At 65.5% G+C, this 15,279-nt stretch carries 13 protein-coding genes and 2 pseudogenes; 8 read left to right on the forward strand and 7 right to left on the reverse strand.

All coding sequences use genetic code 11. The annotated features are described in order from the left end of the window. From ACLQI9_RS10640 to ACLQI9_RS10650, 3 genes are all read left to right on the forward strand, one after another. Positions 1-788, forward strand: a 788-nt coding sequence (locus ACLQI9_RS10640; protein WP_442391654.1) for an alpha/beta hydrolase, incomplete at its 5' end; no start/stop codon positions are given. A gap of 203 nt (positions 789-991) precedes the next feature. Beyond that, positions 992-2,092, forward strand: a complete 1,101-nt coding sequence (locus ACLQI9_RS10645) for a phosphotransferase family protein (protein ID WP_442391655.1) — start codon at positions 992-994, stop codon at positions 2,090-2,092. A gap of 14 nt (positions 2,093-2,106) precedes the next feature. Beyond that, positions 2,107-3,006, forward strand: a complete 900-nt coding sequence (locus ACLQI9_RS10650) for a DUF7065 domain-containing protein (RefSeq protein ID WP_442391656.1) — start codon at positions 2,107-2,109, stop codon at positions 3,004-3,006. Positions 3,007-3,345: 339 nt separating this feature from the next. On the opposite strand, the gene ACLQI9_RS10655 is transcribed toward ACLQI9_RS10650, so the two are convergent. The 7 genes and pseudogenes from ACLQI9_RS10655 to ACLQI9_RS10685 all read right to left on the reverse strand — a co-directional run bounded on the left by ACLQI9_RS10655 (position 3,346) and on the right by ACLQI9_RS10685 (position 10,257). After that, positions 3,346-3,675 (reverse strand): hypothetical protein, encoded by a 330-nt coding sequence (locus ACLQI9_RS10655; protein WP_442391657.1) that lies wholly within the window; start codon positions 3,673-3,675, stop codon positions 3,346-3,348. 578 nt (positions 3,676-4,253) lie between these two features. Next, a complete protein-coding gene (locus ACLQI9_RS10660; protein WP_442391658.1) occupies positions 4,254-4,793 on the reverse strand; it encodes a serine aminopeptidase domain-containing protein in 540 nt (179 codons plus the stop codon). A gap of 61 nt (positions 4,794-4,854) precedes the next feature. Then, positions 4,855-5,100 (reverse strand): annotated as a pseudogene (locus ACLQI9_RS10665) (alpha/beta hydrolase); the annotation flags it as partial. Then, on the reverse strand, positions 5,097-6,542 hold the full coding sequence (locus tag ACLQI9_RS10670; protein WP_442391659.1) for a wax ester/triacylglycerol synthase domain-containing protein: 1,446 nt from the start codon (positions 6,540-6,542) through the stop codon (positions 5,097-5,099). The gene ACLQI9_RS10670 and the pseudogene ACLQI9_RS10665, both read right to left, overlap by 4 nt. An 81-nt stretch (positions 6,543-6,623) precedes the next feature. Then, positions 6,624-8,069 carry an HAD-IB family hydrolase gene (locus ACLQI9_RS10675; protein WP_442391660.1) on the reverse strand — a complete coding sequence of 482 codons (1,446 nt, stop codon included), beginning with the start codon at positions 8,067-8,069 and terminating at the stop codon, positions 6,624-6,626. Then, complete coding sequence (locus tag ACLQI9_RS10680; RefSeq protein WP_442391661.1) at positions 8,066-9,955, reverse strand: lysophospholipid acyltransferase; 1,890 nt, start codon at positions 9,953-9,955, stop codon at positions 8,066-8,068. Before ACLQI9_RS10680 ends, ACLQI9_RS10675 begins: the two co-directional genes overlap by 4 nt. A gap of 11 nt (positions 9,956-9,966) precedes the next feature. Then, positions 9,967-10,257 carry a hypothetical protein gene (locus tag ACLQI9_RS10685; protein ID WP_442391662.1) on the reverse strand — a complete coding sequence of 97 codons (291 nt, stop codon included), beginning with the start codon at positions 10,255-10,257 and terminating at the stop codon, positions 9,967-9,969. Between the two features lie 420 nt (positions 10,258-10,677). On the opposite strand from ACLQI9_RS10685, the gene ACLQI9_RS10690 reads away from it, so the two are divergent. The 5 genes and pseudogenes from ACLQI9_RS10690 to ACLQI9_RS10710 all read left to right on the forward strand — a co-directional run. Next, positions 10,678-11,445, forward strand: a complete 768-nt coding sequence (locus ACLQI9_RS10690; protein WP_442375930.1) for an SDR family NAD(P)-dependent oxidoreductase — start codon at positions 10,678-10,680, stop codon at positions 11,443-11,445. A 29-nt stretch (positions 11,446-11,474) separates the two neighbouring features. Further along, positions 11,475-13,028, forward strand: coding sequence for an AMP-binding protein (locus ACLQI9_RS10695; protein WP_442375929.1), 1,554 nt, complete (start codon positions 11,475-11,477; stop codon positions 13,026-13,028). 1 nt (position 13,029) lies between these two features. Next, positions 13,030-13,848 (forward strand): enoyl-CoA hydratase/isomerase family protein, encoded by an 819-nt coding sequence (locus ACLQI9_RS10700; protein WP_442391663.1) that lies wholly within the window; start codon positions 13,030-13,032, stop codon positions 13,846-13,848. An 11-nt stretch (positions 13,849-13,859) separates the two neighbouring features. Beyond that, positions 13,860-15,023, forward strand: coding sequence for an acyl-CoA dehydrogenase family protein (locus tag ACLQI9_RS10705; RefSeq protein ID WP_442375927.1), 1,164 nt, complete (start codon positions 13,860-13,862; stop codon positions 15,021-15,023). After that, positions 15,020-15,279: pseudogene (locus ACLQI9_RS10710) on the forward strand (hypothetical protein); the annotation flags it as partial. The gene ACLQI9_RS10705 and the pseudogene ACLQI9_RS10710, both read left to right, overlap by 4 nt.

Consider the following 15,279-nt stretch of genomic DNA (forward strand, 5'->3'; position numbering starts at 1 on the left):
AATTCCACCCTAAACACGCGCAGCAGGGACGCGCCGTGCTGTATCTGCACGGTGGTGGATTCATGGTGTACGCGCGCAGTGCCTACACCGGATTTCTCTCCCGGCTGGCGAATGACCTGCGGGCCCGGGTTGTCGTGCCGGCTTACCGGTTGGCTCCCGAGCACCCGTTTCCGGCGGCCATCGACGATTGTCTGCGCGCCTATGAGGCATTACTTGACGCCGGGCAAGAGCCGGGTCAGTTGATGATCGCGGGCGAATCGGCCGGCGCCAACGCGACCCTGGTCACGTTGCAGCGGGCCCGCGACGCCTCCCTCCCGATGCCGGCAGGGGCGATCATGATGAGCGGCGGCTTCGACTTCTCCTGGACCAGCCCCTCTATCCGCACCAATGCGCGCCGCGATGTCGCGCTGGGGGCGCGTGGGCTGGACTTCTTCCAACGGTGGTACCGACCGGACGTAGACGCGACAGACCCCCTGATTTCGCCCCTGTTCGGCAACTTCGCCGGCTTGCCACCGCTGCTATTCCAGACCGGCGACACCGAGGTATTGCGTGACGACTCGGTGCGGGCCACCGAGCGCGCGCGAGCGGCCGGGGTACTCGTCCGGCTCGACGTCCACCCATTGGCCCCCCACGCCTGGCATCAGCAGACCTGGCTTCCCGAGACGCGCGCCGCGCTGCGGCAAATCGGGCGATTCGCCAACGCCCATACCGGCTGGAACGACCAGCCGGAAGCCGTCACAGCACCACCGACACCAGTGGCCATCCACCAACCGGGGAGCACCTCGTGAGTATCGATCAACTGTCGTCGTCGGCCGGCGAGGCAGTCGTCGTGCACAACCCCGCGACGGGTGAGGTCGTCGGAAGCGTTGCCTACCAAGAGCGAGCCCGAGGCGACTGAGCCGAGTGCCAAGTTGTTGCCTCCGCGCTAGTTCAGGCGGTTAGTGAATTGGCAGGCAAGCATCCCCAATCCCGGTCAAGAGAGGACTGCACCATGAGCGAAGAACATACTTACGAGCAGCTTGTCGCCAAAACCCGTGCAGGCATTGCCGGCGGCGCAGACGACGAACTCTGGAAGACCCGGATCGCCGCCTTGCTGCGGGCCGGCGTCGCTCGCGGCGAGGTTACGTTGACAGGGTCGTTGGTTCGACCCGATGTTGGTGCCTCCAGCGGCAACCTCCTCTTCAGCGCCCGCTTCGACGATGGAAGCGGGGAACGCCAGCATGACCTGGTGCTGCGTTATCAGCCGGCCGACGGACTGATGAACCGCTACGACATGGGGGCGCAGTTCCGCGTGCAGCACGCGCTGGCCGATGCCAGTGTCAAGGTAGCTCGCCCCCTGTGCCTGGACCACGACGGCAGCCTGCTCGGCACACCGGGCTACATCATGCGCCGTGCCGTCGGCGTGGCTCCGCGACAGTACTACTATGCGCAGGGGCCGATGGCCGAGGCCGATGCGGCCACCCGGCAGGCGCTGATCGCCGACATGATGGAGACCTTGGCAAAAATCCATGCCCTCGGCTGGCGGGCCGCCGGTCTCGATACTTTGCTAGGTGGTAGCGCACCCGAGAACTCGATCGGCAAGGAAATCACTTTCTACACCGACGCCCTGCGTTTCGCTTCGGCCGAGATTGCCGACAGTCTTTGCGGCTACGAACGCTGGCTGCACGAGAAGGCGCCAAGAGTAACTAACCCGGTACTCAATCATGGCGACTACCAGCCCTCAAACATGTTGTTCGCTGATGGCAAACTCGTCGTTGTGCTCGACTGGGAAACGGCACGCATCACCGCTCCCGAGTCCGACCTGGGCTGGCTGATGGGCGTGCATTCCTTCGCCCGCATTCTTGGCGGTGCTAACAACATTGCCGACATGCCGAGCGATGCCGACTGGCTGAGCGCCTACGAGCGTGCCTCTGGACGCAGTTTGCAGCATTGGGAATACCACCTGGCCAAAGGCGCGTTCTGCACCTTGCTGGTCCTTCACGTCTTCGGTCGTCGCATGTCAGCAGAGGAATTCAAACCGTTCACGGGCATCCTGGCGGTGCAAGAAGATCGCATGCGGACGCTATTCAAAGCCGCGGGCGCCACACTTTAATAGGGGGCAAACTCATGACACTCACCGCCGCCGACGACCAACGCCACACCCCGGACAGTGATGCACCCAACTGGAGCGAAAGCTGGGTTTTCTACTTCATCGACTCACGGCAGAAACTGTGCTGCATAACCCGCATCGGTCTGGCAGCCAACAGGGGCACCTGCAGCGTCATGGTCGCCATGAGCCGCAAGGGCAAACCGCTCTACCACCGCCATCTTGAACACCTGCCGCTCCCAGGAGGCGACATGCAGTCAGGAATTCGCGCCGGTGGCTTTGAAATCCGTGCGCTGTCGCTCGACAAGCATCGCTTCCAGATCAGCTTTGACGATCCGACAGCGCCGCTTCAGTTCAATTTTGAATGGGAGGGAGTGCATGAACCGGCCGACTCGATCGGCCTGCACCTGCCGGGGGGCGTCGCGGGGCTTTCCGACATGCATATTGAGCAGATGGGCCGCATTAGCGGCAGTATGAAATACCGTGACGAACGCTTTGATCTCGCTGGCATGGGGCCCCGTGATCATTCGGTCGGCACACGCCAGTGGGAAAGTATGATCTGGTACGACCTGGCCTGGGTGTTGATGGACGACGGCCGCGCATTTGGTCTGATCCAGGCACAGCAAGAAAAAGGTCTGGTTCAGATTCCCTGGTTGTGGGACGGCGAGCGGCTGCTGCCGCTCTCCGGCATGCAATTCAATAAGACACTGGATGGCGAGGATAGGCCGATCAGTGTAAACATCACTGCCTGTGATCCCCAAGGCCGCCAATACCACCTGACCGGAACGCGACGTACCTCACTACCCTGTTATCTCGATAGCTACGTGGTGCACTCAGCTTACTTCGATTTCCTCCTCGACGATGGCACCCGTGGAATCGGCGCCGAAGAATATGGTTATCGGTTGGGCGAGATACACTGATGAAAGTCGGCGCTGGTGGTACGGCACTCGTGAAATATAAAAAAGTCGAGAGGGCGCCATTACCAACACGCCTGCTTACGACGTAGCATCGTCGGCCACCGCTATGGCACGCATGCATTAGGATTTGGCGCTACAAGAACAGCCTTCCTCGTCGACGGTCCGGCGCCGCTGAATTGCGCATTGATCGCAGCACCATCCTTTCCTGTTCCACGGCACCGAAAGATTCTTCAGGCCCGGCTACAACGCGAATCTGTTGTCCGTGTAGCTTGCCCGCGCTCGAACTACAGCCAACATTCAGAAAAGCCAAGCCTCAACGAAGCTCCCCCGGCCGAGCGTTGGCTAGGTGCAACCGCCGACGCTGACGTGCCGGCCACCCACATCAGCACATGCGGTGCCATCGGGGGCTGGTGGCGGCGGAGGCGGAACGTATGCCGGCGGTGGCGGAACGTCTGCCGGCGGAGGCGGAACGTCTGCCGGCGGAGGCGCCGCATATACCGCCGCGCCGGGGTCGGTGCACCCACCAACGTCAACGTGTCGACCCCCCGCGTCTGCGCAAACGTCGGCCCGGCTCACCGCGGGCGACACGATCGTCATGATGGCCACAGGAGCCGAAACCAGCGCCATCACCGCCCCAGCAGCCGCGGCCCATGACCGCACCACATGGCTCATCTTCGTCTCCTCATCGCTTTCCGACCGCGAATCAATACCGGGTGCCTACGCCCCAGCCTAAACACATCGGGTGGCACGAGCATATTGGTAGTCGTAGGCGCAACCCAGGGTATTGACCGAACGGCCGATCCCTGTTTAACCAGACATAAATTTAGTCAGCTCTGACTTATTTTGGAGAAGCGGGTTGAAGTGCCCTTAGCCGCTTCGTCCGGTGAAGAGCCGCGGCTTGCGTGCAACGCAGGCGCGAGACAAGGTGTCCACGGCCACCGCTAGGCCGGACGTGGTGATGGGGTTTGGGGTCGGGTATGTGACCTCGACGGGTGACCGGGCTCGACTGCCGTTGGCGGATGTATGGGGGATTGCGGTTCGAGGACGCCGCTCCGGTGAGGTGGTTCGTGTCGTATCGGTGACAGCGGCATTTTGTCGGGGCGCTGGTGGTCGACGACGGTCGGCCCGACATGTTCTCCACCGGGTAGACGGAAATCCGTTGCATGTACGGCGCCGTTTGCCGACCAAGCCGCGTCACGCCGTTGCGGGCGGCGCTGCGCTCATTCCCTAACCGGATGTCTAACTGGCCGTTACGTGCGAGCCTTGAGCCAGTCCACGAGGTCGCCAAGGACGATGTCGCGCTCCGGCTCGTTGAAGACCTCGTGATAGAGGCCGTCGTAGAGCTTGAGCGTGACGTCCTTCGACGACGCTTTCTCGGCGAGCAGTTTCGACCCCGAAACCGCAGCTCCTTTGTCGTCACTGCCGTGCATGATCAGGATCGGAAGATCGATCTCGGTCAGTCGGGCCCTCACCTTCTCAGCGGTAGCGATGGTTTCGGCGCCGGTGCGTGCCTTGATCCGGCCGTGATAATTCAGCGGGTCGCTGTCGTAGTCGGCAACCACTTGCGCGTCGCGGCTGACCATTGTCGAGTCCAACGGGGTGACAGCCAGGTTCGGAACAAACTTGGACAGCACCTTCGCGAGCAGCCGCTCGGGCCCGGAAACGATCGAGATGTCGATCGCCGCCGCGGAAACGGCGACCCCGGTCAGCGCGTACCGGCTGCCGGTCGACGTCTTGGTCACATAGTCGAGGGTGAGCAACCCACCCATGCTGTGACCGACCAGGAACACCGGGAGACCGGGGGTGCTGCGCCGCGGCGATCCGGACTACGCGGTCGATGTCGGCGACGACCTCGGACATCCGGTTGACGTTGGCCCGCGGTCCTTCCGACTTCCCGTGCCCGAAGTGGTCCACGGCGTAGGAGGCATAACCGGCAGACACCAGCCGCTGCGCGACGTGTAGGTAGCGCCCGCTGTGCTCGGCGTAGCCGTGGACCAGCACGACGACGCCGGCGGGGTCGCCGTCGGGCAGCCAACCCTGCCAGTAGATCTGCTTGCCCGCCGCGCCGATGAACCGGCCTTCGACATGGGCGGTCACTGTTCTTCTCCCGCCACACGGCCCACCTGAAGCACCTCGTCCAGTCCGTCGGCGAAGCAGCGCATCAGCACATCGTGGTCCTTGACCGCCGAGCCGTCGATATTGAACCCCAGGCAGCAGGTCCCGACGTGCGAGACCATCGCGACCGCGACCGCGACCCCGGGCAGTGGGCCCAACGGGTACATCCGTTCGACCTTGGCCCCGGCGATGTAGGTCTGGTACGGCGAGCCGGGAACGTTCGACGCGATCATGTCCACCGACATACCGAGCCGCTGCATGGCGGCCCCGACCGCCGAAGGCAGCCGATTGACGACCGGTGCCAGCAAGGCGACCGAGTCCAGCGCGGGCTCGGTGCGCACCGACAGCACCAGACCCCGGATTACGGCGATGCGTTCAGCGGGATCTTCGATCCCGACGGGCGCGGCGAACAGTGCCCCGGCGAACTTGTTGCCGCCCATCGGGTCATCGCTCTTGCGCAGCGACACCGGCATCCCCATCGGCAGGGTGTCGATCTGGATGCCGTGCAGGTCGTGGTAGCGGCGCATGCCGCCGAGCAGCGCGGCGACGAAGGCATCGTTCACCGAGCCGCCCGCGGCCCTGGCCGCAGCCTTGAGTCCGTTCAGTTCGCACTCCAGCACCCCGTACCCCCAGAGCCGCCCGGTGCGCTTGCCCAACAACGGGGATGGTTTCGCGGGCCCGGTCGACAGCACGCGGCGCATCGAAGCCACGTGCCGGATCGCCTCTGAGGTGGCCCGGCCGGGGTTGGTGAGCATGCTCCTGCCGACCCGCAGCGCCTGCTCCGCGACTCTGGGGATCCGGCGGACCTGCTCGCCGAGCTCGTCGACGGCCAGCTGTACCGAATCGGAATCCACGTGGGCGTGTGCACAGGGCTCGGGACGCGGTTTGTCCTCGGTGTGCTCGGGAGTCCTGCTCTGCACCAAGGACAGCAGCTGGATGCTGCCGAGACCGTCGGTCAGCGAGTGATGCATCTTCAGTACGTACGCGGCCTTGCCGTCGTCGAGACCCTCGACCAGCACCGCCTCCCACAGCGGCCGCTCGCGGTCCAGTGGAGACAGCGCGAACGACGAGGTGAACGTGAGCAGGGCGTCCATCGTGCCCGCGCCTGGTAGCCGGGTGCGACGCAGGTGATAGTCGAGCTGGAAGTGATCGTCCGGAACCCAGCCGGGCGGGCCGACGGGGAGCACGGGCTCCAGCACCCGGTCCCGGAGGCGCGGAATCAGTTCGGAGCCCCACTCATGGGCTGCGACCAGGCGATTCCAGTCTGGCGGCTGGTCGAGCACCATCAGCGCCAGGATGGTCGATGACAGCCGCGGGTGCCGTTCGGACCGCCACATCAACGCTTCCATCTCGTTCATCCGGGTCTCGCGACCCCAGCCGGCCGCCGCTGCCCACGCCTGCTGGTTGCTCAGATCAGGACTCATCACTCCCCGCTTCGCCGTGTAGTTCGTGTCCCGACGCCGGCTGTCGCAGGTCGCGGACCGCGACGCTGAGCTGCCTCACCATCATCTCGCACCTCCCGGCCACGAGTCCAAGGTCGTCGCGAAGAGCTCGCGAACCTGCCCGACGTGCACGTCGATGGTGTCGGCCGACCAGTTGACGGTCGGGATCGGATCGAGCACAGCGACCTGTACCGTGCCGGGATTGATGATCATCGAGCGGCGCCACATCAGCTCGCCTCCATTGCGCAGCACGATCGGCACGATCGGCACCCCGGCCTGCATCGCCAGATGGAAGGCGCCCTTCTTGAACCGCTGCAGCTGTGGTGTCGCGGTCCGGGTGCCTTCCGGCATGATCGCCACCGACATGCCGCCCTTGATCCGCTCGACGAGGGCGCCCAGGTCCTTCTTGGCCGACTCCAGGTTGGACCGGTCGATGTACGTCGGATCGATCAACACCCCGCCGATCAGTATCCGCGGGTCGTAGCGGGCTTCCTTCTTACCGACCACGGTGAAGTCGCGGCGCAGCAGGGAGCCGACCACGAACCCGTCGAGCGAGCTCTGGTGGTTGCCGACGAACACCGCGGGCCGGGCATTCCAGAGGTTCTCCTCACCCGTAACGTCCAGCCTCACACCGGCCAGCGCCAGCGCGGCGTCAAAGGCCAGCGGGATGCCGATGTTGCGGCCGAATTGGGCGTCACGGTTGAGTGCACCGACGGCGAGCCCGAATCCCATGCCGACGTTCAAGCCGGCCATAGCCGCTGCCGTCCCAAGGTAGGCCCGCAACCCGGCCTTGCGTGGTTCGCGCAGGTTCAGGATCGGCCAGCCCTGCGCCCGCGCCACGGCGGCAAGGCCCGGATGCGGGTTGAGGGCGTTTGGGTTGCCCACCGACGACAGGAACGGCACGTCTTCCGCACCGTTGGCGTAGCCGTGGCTCGTTTTGAGCTGTACGTGGTTCTGCTTGGCGAACCTGCGCACGGTTGCTGCCTTCGGCTCGCCGAACAACACCGGGCCGTCCAGCTCGCCGGTGAGTATGCCGTTCACGGTCTCGAGCTGGGTGCACAGCACGTTCGGGATGCTGAGGTCGCGGGCGATCGGCTCGATCTGGAACCAGGTCGCCGACGACGCCACCGCCACCGTGTGGCCCATCCGCAGGTGAGCCCGCACCAGCTCGCGGGCCTGCGGGCGGATTGTCCGGGCGATCTTCTGCACGAACGCCCGCTCGCCGAGCTCAAGCATGGTGTCCTCGCTCTGGCCGCGCAGGCCGGCGATGCTCACGTCGCCAAGCTTGGTCAGATCGCCGCCGAGCGTCCCCTCGACCGCGGCGAACAGCGTGTGCAGGAACTCCCGCGCGCCGATATCGCCACGCTTGAACCGATCCGCGTAGAGGGCGCGGGCGGTGTAGCCCTCCACCAGAGTGCCGTCCAGATCGAAGAATGCCCCGATCCGCGGGCCGCTCGGGCCGTTCAGCACGCCTTGGATGACGTCGTCAACCTGCTCCGGGCGGCTCATCGCTGCGCCGCCCGAGCCAACTCGGCGATCTGCTTGACCCGCCGCGTGGTGGTCGCGATCTGCTCGGCGAATTCCCGCCTCTGCTTGTCTAGCACCGGAGCGGAGCCGTCCACCAGGTCGCGATGCCGGGCGAGCCGCAGTGCGGTCTTGTACAGCTCGAGCGACACCGACTCGGCGCTGGCGATGCGCCCTTGAAGTTGCCACTGCTTGCCCACCCGCAGGCACTCGGCGAGGAAACGCTGCTCGTCGAAGTCGTCCTCGTCGTGCGCGGCAAGCCGGTCGGCCACGATGTGGTAGGCATCCAGGTACGGTCGCAGCACCAGGTGCGCGAGCAGCAGGTCGGTCTCGCGCAGCAGGCGATCGGCGTCGGCCGGAGTGCAGGCCTTCGCTGTGTCGTCGACCGCGGCCCCGATGAGGCGGAGCTCGATGGCCAGCTCGGACTCGAAGGCGCTGCGGGCAGAGAAGAAGAACTCGAACTTGAGCAGCTCGCGTAGCCGTAACGCCTCGTCGAGTACCGCGCCCTGGGCGTCCCCGTCGCCGTCGGCGGCGGCCTGCAGCGCCACTTCGGCGATAGCCCGGTCGACCAGCATGTGGATCGCGGTGTTGCGGTAGAACGCGGCCACCAGGTGCTGCTCGCCGCGGATCCGCCACACCGGCTCGGTGCCGCCGTCATAGCTGGTCAGCACTCCGGATGCGACCAGCTCCTGCAACGTTCGCCGGATGGTCGAGCGGTCGGCGAGCTGCGCGGCGCCTGCCACCGGCCAGTTGCGCTTGCTGATGTAGTCGGCGAGCGGGCGGACGGTGGCCAACAGCTCGGCGAGGGTCAGCGCTCGGTCGGCACCGAGCAGGGCGAGGTTGACAACGGCGGTCGCGGTGACCGGGGTCGCCCGATTTATCCGGTGGGAGACGTCTACCGCGATCCTTTCGATCTCGTGCCCGCTGGCCGTGGCGTCGGACCGCAGCTCGGTCAGCCGCCGGCGCAACGGCAAGGGCTCGCCGATGTCGAGGTATGCCCTGCCGAGCCGATGCCTTTGCTGCCGGGCGAGCCGCACCAGCCAGCGGAGGTCCTCCGGCGCCTTGGCCCCGCCCCGGGCCTCGGTGGTCATCAACGACACCTCGTGCAACTGGTCGTACACGATCGACACCGGGACAATTTGGACCTCAGGGCCCTGGACAGCCTCCACCGCGTCGACGACGTAACGCAGGATGCCGTACATCGGCGGGCGAAGCTTGCCGGTGCGGGTGCGGCCGCCCTCGATGGACCAGCTGAGGTTCTTCCGGTTACGGACCAGCTGCCCGATGTAGGCGCGCAGGGCAATCCGGTATACCGGTAGGTCGGCTGTCCGCCGCCGGATGAAGATGATGCCGGTGTGACTCGCGAAAGTGCCGACCGGAAAGAAGTTGAGGTTGGCTCCGCCGAAGGTGAACGTCGGTGAGATCCCCCGACCCATCAGAGCATCGGGTACCACCCAGGCGTCGAGATACGAGCGGTGCGACGGCAGCACGACGAGCGTGCACCTCCGGTCGAGCTCGCGCAGCTTGGCGATGGCGTCATCATCGACGAAGACGTCGTAGGCACGCGCCATCCAATGGCCGAACCGGTGCCAGGCCTCCATCGGCCGCTCGTCCTGGGCCGCCGACATTTCGCGCAGGTAGCCGGCCGCCTCGGTTCGGACGCCGTGGTGATCGCGCTCGAGCTTGTCCGCGGCCTCGCGCAGCCGCTCGTCGAACCACGGTTCGCTGAGGAGCTGGGCGACCTCGGGGGTGTCCGAACCGACCGGGCCGGGCGGCTCGTCGAGGATTCCCACGCGCTGGAGTAGCCGCCTGGCGTGCACGCGGTCCAGCGCGGCGACGACGCTCGTGCGAGCACGCAGTGTCTCGGTCATTCGCCTTCTCCTCACCGAGCCCGACAACGTCGTGGGTGGTCATGCAGCACGCGCACCGCCGACGAAGAAGACGACACGTCATACACGTCGGCCACGAACATCATCGGCGGGACGAGGGTCACCGCTGGCCGTCCGCTGCTGTCGGCATTCGGGAAGAACGGGCGCAGCCGATACATCGGCTCCTGCGCAACCACCTCAAACGGCGAGCCGTCCTCGCCCGTCTCGAACCCACCACGCATCAACAGCTGCGCTGCGTTCATCGCCACCGCACCAAGTTGATCGGTCCGTCCAGCGATTCCCACCCGTTGACGGCAGCTGCTCGATTCGAGATGTCCACTTCGACCGGCTCCTTTGCAAACCAGTCAGATCTGACTAGATTTATGTCTAGTTAAGCAGGGATCGGCTGTTTGGTCAATGCCGGGTGTGAGGCGGCAAGGGGCGCCAGGGGGACGCGGCGAGAGGCTGTCTTGTTCGCCTCGCGAAGGAGCTCCTCGTATGCCGATCAGCTGTTCACCAGGACAGTGCATCCCTCAGGCTTGCGTGCCGATCCCGCAACCTTGACTTGGCGCGTTGTCAGCAGCCGAGGTCGCGCATGGCGGTTAAAGAAAGGGCGGTCCGATCGTTGACCTGGAGTGGTTTTGCTGTTACCTTAAAACCAGTCACATCTGACTGGTTTAGAAAGGCAGCCGCGACCGCAGTCGCGACGGAAGGATCGGTAAGCAGTGGACATCGTTGATCACGTTGCAGTGGTGACCGGCGCCGCGTCGGGTTTGGGTCGAGCCACTGCCCTGGCCCTAGCGAAGGCGGGAGCGCGGGTGGCGGTTTTGGACCGCAACGCCGAGGCGGCGCGGTCGGTTGTCGAACAGGCCGGCGCAACAACCATCCCGGTGACGGTCGATGTGGCCGACCGTGCCTGCGTCACCGCGGCGATCGCCGAAGTTTTCGAGACCTTTGGCCGGGTCGACGTTTGCATCAACGCCGCCGGAATTCCCAACCCCGGGAAGGTGTTTGGCAAGAGCGGTCCGCTCGATATCGAGCAATTTCAGCGGGTCATCGATGTGAATCTGGTGGGCGCCTTCGACGTCATGCGGCAGTGCGCCGGGCTGATGACCGCGAACGACCCGGGGCTTGATGGTGAACGCGGGGTCATCATCAACGTCTCGTCCGGCGCCGCGTTCGAGGGTCAGAAAGGCCAGGCGGCCTACAGCGCGAGCAAAGCCGGCCTGATCGGCCTGATGCTTCCCGCGGCTCGCGACCTGGCTCACTACGGCATTCGCGTGGTGACCATCGCGCCCGGTCTGTTCGACACCGGCATCTTCGCCGGCATCGACCCCAGGGCGGTTCAGGCTCTTAGCGGTGCGGTGCTCAATCCGTCGCGACTGGGTGAACCCGGTGAGTTCGCGTCACTGGTCATGCACATCATCGAGAACAGATACCTCAACGCCACGACGCTGTCGATCGACGCCGGTGCCCGGCTGCCCAACGCCTAGCTGAGACCACCCCCATCCGAGAGGACATCATGACGGAGCCACAGAGCGGTATCTCATACTCGGCGTTGATCGTCGAAGCACTCACCCGCCACCCCGAGCGTGCGGCGTTCATCCAGGGGGACGACTCGGTTTCCTACGCCGAGGCGGCCGACAGAACAAGTCGGATACGCGCGGTACTGGAAGGCAAGGGCAGCACCAAGGGCAGCTGCATCGGTGCGCTCAGCGTCAATTCCCCCGACGTCTGGCTGGTGCAGGCCGCGGCTTACCTCAGCGGCGCGATGTACACCGGGCTGCACCCGCTGGGATCTGTCGACGACCATGTCCAGCTGTGCGAGGACGCCGAGATCGACATCTTGGTCGTGCATCCCAAGTTCGCCGACATCGGCGCCGAGATTCTCGCCCGGGCCGCCAGCGTCAAGCATCTGCTCACGCTGGGCCCGGCCGCCGTCGGCGAGGACCTGCTGGCGTTGTGCACCCAGGAGAAACCGGAGGCGCTCACCCGCGGTGATGCCGAGGAAGAAGACATTGCCTGGCTGCAGTACACGGGGGGCACCACCGGGCGGCCCAAGGCCGCGATGATCTCCCATCGCGCGATGGTCCAGCAGGCGTTCACGCTGATCGCCTCCCACCGACTGCCGTTGGACCCGCGGACCCTGATCGCGACCCCGATCACCCACGCCGGTGTCCTGCCCATCCTTCCCACGCTGCTGCGCGGCGGCACCGTCGTTTTGCAGGCGGGCTTCAACGCCGAGCAGTGGCTTGCGGCGGTGCAAACCCATCGCATCAACTACGTGTTCACGATCCCCACCCTGCTCTACGCGCTGCTCGATCAGGGTGGCCTGGACCGGTTCGACCTGAGCTCATTGGAGACCGTCGTCTACGGTGCGTCCCCGATGTCGCCCGCGCGCATCGACGACGCACAAGAGGCGTTCGGCCCGATCCTGTTGCAGGGGTACGGGCAGACCGAGTGCGTCGGCATGGCCACTTGCCTGCTGCCGTCCGAACACGACCCGGCGAACCGGACCTCCTGTGGTCGCGCGGTCGCCGGGGCGCTCGTCGAGGTGCTCGACGAGGACGGGCAGACGGTGCCGGACGGAACGGTCGGCGAAATCTGCGTGCGGTCACGTTCGGTGATGTCGGGCTACTGGAAGCGCCCGGCCGAGACCGCCGAGGTGCTGCGCAACGGCTGGCTTCGAACCGGGGACATGGCCTACCGCAGCGATGCCGGCTTCTTCCACATCGTGGACCGCAAGAAGGACATGGTGATCTCGGGTGGCTTCAACATCTATCCCCGCGAGATCGAAGACGTGCTGGCCGACGATCCGTCGGTGTCGATGGTCGCGGTGATCGGGGTACCCGATCCGAAGTGGGGTGAGGCGGTCAAGGCCTTCGTGGTGCCCCGGCCCGGCGCCACACCGGACACCGACGCGTTGATCGCCAGCGTCAGAGCCCGAAAAGGCCCGCACCACGCTCCGAAGTCGATCGAGGTGGTCGACCAGCTACCCGTGACGTCGGTCGGAAAGGTCGACAAGAAGGTGCTTCGCGCCACCTACTGGGCGGGTCTGGAAAGGGCAGTGCACTGACATGACCGACAGCCAGAGCACCGCCACGGCGCCATCGCCCACCCTCGCGAAACACCGTGAGGGAACCGCCGTTTGGCTACGGCTGCAACGTCCGGCGGCGATGAACGCCATCAGCACAGACCTGCTGGACGAACTGAACCTCGCGCTGGACGAGATAGAGGCCGACGAATCCGTCCGGGTGGTCGTGTTGACGGGTACCGGCCGGGCATTCTGCGCGGGCGCTGACCTGAAGGCTCTCGCCAATGCGGCGGGCGAGGTCGATCCGAGCCAGGTCGTCGAATTCGTCGCCTACGCCGGTCGGACCATCGAGCGGCTTGCCGCGCTTGCACAACCGGTGATCGCGGGGGTCAACGGGTTGGCGCTGGCCGGCGGACTCGAACTACTACTCGCGAGCGACATCGTCGTGGCTTCGACAGCAGCACGCATCGGTGATGCGCACGCGAACTACGGACTGATTCCCGGCGCCGGTGGCTCGGTTCGACTGGCGCGGGTCGTAGGGACGCAGATGGCGAAATACCTGGCCTTTACCGGTGGTCACTTTCCCCCGTCGTCGCCGGTGCTCGCGGGACTGGTCAGCGAGATCGTCGAGCCGGGGGAGCTCGAGACCCGGCTATCCGAACTCGCCACCACCTTTGCCGACAAGAGCCCGCTGGGGCTCCGTCAAATGAAGCGCCTGATCAACGACGCACCCGATCAGTCTCTTCGGGACGCACTTGCCGCCGAGCAGCAGGCCCTTGGCGAGCAGTGCCGCTCGGACGACTTCGCCGAGGGGATCGCGGCGTTCGCCGCCCGGCGCACCCCCGTCTACCCGGGCCGATAGGAGAACCAGCCGTGGATACGACCGTGCCTTTCACCCTCAGCGAGGACCACCTCGCCTTCCGACAGTCGGTCCGGACGCTGGCCCGATCACGCTACGCCGACTCGATGCTTGCCCGGTCGCAGAGCGAGAAGTTCCCGACCACCGAGTTCGGTGAACTGGGCGCCGCGGGGCTGCTCGGACTCCTGATCAGCGAATCGGCGGGCGGCCAGGGCGGCGACGTGCTGGCTGTCGGCATCGCTGTTGAAGAACTCGCCTATGCCGACCCCGCGATCGCCTACCTGGCGTTCGCGGCAAATGTCAGCAATGCCCTGCTCGCCGCACACGGCAGCGACGAAGTTCGCGAGCGGTGGGTCAGCCGCGGTATCGCCGGCGAGGCCGTCATCTGCCTCGCACTCACCGAACCGGGGGCTGGGTCCGACGCGGCCAATCTCTCCACACGGGCCACCAGGGTCGACGCCGGATGGCGGATCTCCGGTGAGAAGACCTCGATCACCCAGGCGGTGCACGCCGATGTCGCGATCGTCGTCGCGCAGACCGAACCCGGGTCGGGCGGCAAAGGCATCGGAATGTTCCTCGTCGATATGGACGATCCCGCGGTCACCACCCAGGCCATCCGTGATCCCGGCTTCAAGCCATTGGGTCGTGGCTCGATCTTCCTTGACGGTGTGTTCGTGCCGGACAGCCACGTACTCGGTGAGATCGGGCGCGGATTCGCGATGGTGATGCACGAATTCGATTTGAGCCGAACACTGATCGCGCTGATGAATATCGGCACCGCACAACGCGCGCTCGACATGGCGATCGAATACTCCAAACAGCGTGAGACATTCGGCCGGCCGCTGGCGGCCAATCAGGGCGTCTCGTTCGTGATCGCCGAACACAGCACCTACGTTTCGGCGGTACGGGCGCTGGGCTACCACGCCCTCGGGCTTCGGATGGCGGGGCAGCCGCACACGAGTGAGGCGGCGATGCTCAAGTGGTGGGGACCGCTGGTCGCGCACAACGCGATCCGCGACTGCATCGTGCTGCACGGCCAAGTTGGCTGGTCCGACGAGATGCCACTGCAGGCGATGCTGCGAGATGTTTCCGGGTGCATGATCGGCGACGGCACACCTCAAATTCAGAAGCTCGTGATCGCGCGCGAGCTCATCGGCAAGGAGGTGCTGGCGCGATGACCAATGACGAAGCTTCGCTGCGCACCGTCGTGGTGGCCGGGGTCGGAATGACCGCATTCGGCAAATTCCTCGACCGCAGCATCAAATCGCTTGTCGCCGAAGCGGTTCAGGCCGCGATTAAAGATTCTGAGATGGGCGACTCGGACAAGGGCATCGATACGATCTACTACGCGAACACCGCGTCCGGGATTCTGCAGGGTCAGCACTCCGTGCGCGGACAGCACGCCATGCGCGAGGCAGGGCTCAACGGCATTCC

The sequence above is a fragment of the Mycobacterium sp. genome (assembly GCF_052143115.1).
In the GTDB taxonomy this organism is placed as follows: Bacteria; Actinomycetota; Actinomycetes; order Mycobacteriales; family Mycobacteriaceae; genus Mycobacterium.

Bases quoted from the DNA above. Each gene is read 5' to 3' on its own strand.
- ACLQI9_RS10645 (WP_442391655.1), top strand. From the start codon at position 992: ATGAGCGAAGAACATACTTACGAGCAGCTTGTCGCCAAAACCCGTGCA.
- ACLQI9_RS10695 (WP_442375929.1), top strand. From the start codon at position 11,475: ATGACGGAGCCACAGAGCGGTATCTCATACTCGGCGTTGATCGTCGAA.
- ACLQI9_RS10655 (WP_442391657.1), bottom strand. From the start codon at position 3,675: ATGAGCCATGTGGTGCGGTCATGGGCCGCGGCTGCTGGGGCGGTGATG.
- ACLQI9_RS10700 (WP_442391663.1), top strand. From the start codon at position 13,030: ATGACCGACAGCCAGAGCACCGCCACGGCGCCATCGCCCACCCTCGCG.
- ACLQI9_RS10650 (WP_442391656.1), top strand. From the start codon at position 2,107: ATGACACTCACCGCCGCCGACGACCAACGCCACACCCCGGACAGTGAT.
- ACLQI9_RS10670 (WP_442391659.1), bottom strand. From the start codon at position 6,542: ATGAGTCCTGATCTGAGCAACCAGCAGGCGTGGGCAGCGGCGGCCGGC.
- ACLQI9_RS10680 (WP_442391661.1), bottom strand. From the start codon at position 9,955: ATGACCGAGACACTGCGTGCTCGCACGAGCGTCGTCGCCGCGCTGGAC.
- ACLQI9_RS10675 (WP_442391660.1), bottom strand. From the start codon at position 8,069: ATGAGCCGCCCGGAGCAGGTTGACGACGTCATCCAAGGCGTGCTGAAC.